General features: G+C 64.4%; 2 protein-coding genes and 1 pseudogene. 2 read left to right on the top strand and 1 reads right to left on the bottom strand.

Features of this window, described 5'->3' with window-relative positions:
* Positions 1-245, top strand: a pseudogene (locus tag IRZ12_RS17520) (hypothetical protein); the annotation flags it as partial.
* An 18-nt stretch (positions 246-263) separates the two neighbouring features.
* Here the strand turns inward: IRZ12_RS17520 and hppD are convergent.
* Positions 264-1,379, bottom strand: coding sequence for a 4-hydroxyphenylpyruvate dioxygenase (gene hppD, locus IRZ12_RS17515; protein ID WP_296471388.1), 1,116 nt, complete (start codon positions 1,377-1,379; stop codon positions 264-266).
* A 140-nt stretch (positions 1,380-1,519) separates the two neighbouring features.
* On the opposite strand from hppD, the gene IRZ12_RS17510 reads away from it, so the two are divergent.
* The gene (locus IRZ12_RS17510) at positions 1,520-2,017 is read left to right on the top strand and encodes an Lrp/AsnC family transcriptional regulator (protein ID WP_296471385.1); all 498 of its coding nucleotides are present in this window, start codon (positions 1,520-1,522) and stop codon (positions 2,015-2,017) included.
* The last annotated feature ends 50 nt before the right edge of the window (positions 2,018-2,067 follow it).

The following is a 2,067-nucleotide window of genomic DNA, read 5'->3' as shown; positions in this document are numbered from 1 at the left end:
GCGCACGCGTACAGGTGGTGGTTGCGGGCCTCATTGCGGCAGGCCCGCGCGGTTCGGCGGTGCTTGCCGTGGACGGTCGCCCGGCGCGCGCTTACCCCGTCGGCGCCGAAGTGGCTCCCGGGGTGTTGCTGGCCGAGGTGCGCGGGACGGGCGTGGTGCTCGACCAGGCCGGCCAGCGCGTAGAGGTGCAGGCGGCCAAGCTGCCGCCGGTAGACGGGATCCGCAGCGTCGCCGTCTCTCGCTGACCGGGCCCCGGCAGGGCTTCAGGCCTTGGCAGGCAGGACGCCGCGGCGCATCTGGTCCAGCTCGATCGATTCGAACAGCGCCTTGAAGTTGCCTTCGCCGAAGCCTTCGTCGCCCTTGCGCTGGATGATTTCGAAGAAGATCGGTCCGATGACCGTTTGCGTGAAGATCTGCAGCAGCAGCCCGCCGCCTGGCGCGCCGTCGAGCAGGATGCGGTTCTTGGCGAGTCGCGCCGTGTCCTCGCCGTGCCCGGGCAGACGCTGGTCCAGCAGCTCATAGTAAGTGTCCGGGGTATCCAGGAACACGACGCCCGAACGGCGCAGGGCTTCGACGGTCTCGTAGATGTCGTCGGTGCCCAGGGCTATGTGCTGGATGCCTTCCCCGTGATACCGGTCCAGGTATTCCTGGATCTGGCCTTTTTCGTCCTTTCCTTCCTCGTTGATGGGGATGCGGATGCGCCCGCAGGGCGAGGTCATGGCTTTGGATTTGACGCCGGTCACCTGGCCTTCGATGTCGAAATAGCGGATTTCGCGGAAGTTGAAGATCCGTTCGTAGAACCCGGCCCATTCGGCCATGCGGCCCCGGTGCACGTTGTGCGTCAAGTGGTCGATCGCGGTCAGGCCTACGCCCCGGTGCGTGGCGTCGCGGCTGGCGTTCTCGAGGTCCAGCGGCTCGAAATCCACGTCGTAGATGTCGATGTCGCCGATGCCTCCTGCGCGTCCGTTCTTGCCACGCCACCGGTCCACGAAATAGATGAGCGAGTCGCCAATGCCTTTGATGGCAGGGATGTTCAGCTCCATGGGGCCGCTGCGGCCGTCAAAGCCCCATGCCCCAAGCTCCAGCGCGCGCCGGTAGGCCGCCGCCGCGTCTTCGACCCGGAAGGCGATGGCGCATATCGACGGCCCGTGCAGGCGAGCGAAGCGCTGGGCGAAAGAGTCCGGTTCCGCGTTGACGATGAAATTGATGCCGCCCTGGCGGTAGAGCAACACGTTCTTGTGGCGGTGCCGCGCGATCGCCTTGAATCCGAGACTTTCGAATACTTTGCCCAGGGCGGCCGGGTCGGGTGCGGCGTATTCGACGAATTCGAATCCCGCGGTTCCCATGGGGTTGTCCCAAGGTTGGAAGGTCGAGCTCATGTCGGTCTCCCGTGCAAGCGCGTCGAGGGTGATAAAGGGAGATTGTAGGAAGTGAGCCGGGGCAATAGATTTCAAATGTTGCCCACTAACTCAACTATTAGGCAATAAAATTTCCCAAAAAATCGATTGATCGGAAGAATATGCTTGAAACTGAACTGGACCGGACGGACTGGCGCATCCTGGCGGAACTGCAGCGCGACGGACGGCTCACCAACCAAGAGTTGGCCGAGCGCGTCGCGCTTTCGCCGAGTCCTTGCCTGCGGCGCGTCAGGCGGCTGGAAGAGCGGGGCGTCATCCGCCAATACGTCGCGGTCGTGGATGCGGAAAAGGTTGGGCTGGGGCTACTGGCGTATGTCAGCGTGAGGCTGCAGAAACACGTCGACGGCGGGCACGCGCCGATCGATCAGTTTGCGCGGGACGTCCAGTCTTGGCCGGAGGTCGTCGCCTGCTACGCGATGACCGGCGACATGGACTACCTGATGCGGGTCCAGGTGCGGGACCTGGCGCACTTCTCGAAGTTCGCGCTCGACACCTTGATGAAACATCCGTCGGTGGTGGACATGCGATCCAGCTTCGCCTTGTCCACCATCAAGGAATCGATCCCCGGCGTGGAGCTTCCCCTGGCCCCCGCGCGATGAGGGGGCGCTTGGTTCGGCCTGGACCTCCGGCGGTTGGGGGGCGCCGGGGT

Origin of the sequence: Pigmentiphaga sp., assembly GCF_019689535.1 — a bacterium.
Taxonomy (GTDB): domain Bacteria; phylum Pseudomonadota; class Gammaproteobacteria; order Burkholderiales; family Burkholderiaceae_B; genus Pigmentiphaga.
Note: the sequence above shows the minus strand (reverse complement) of the source record. Positions and strands in the feature narration are given on the sequence as shown.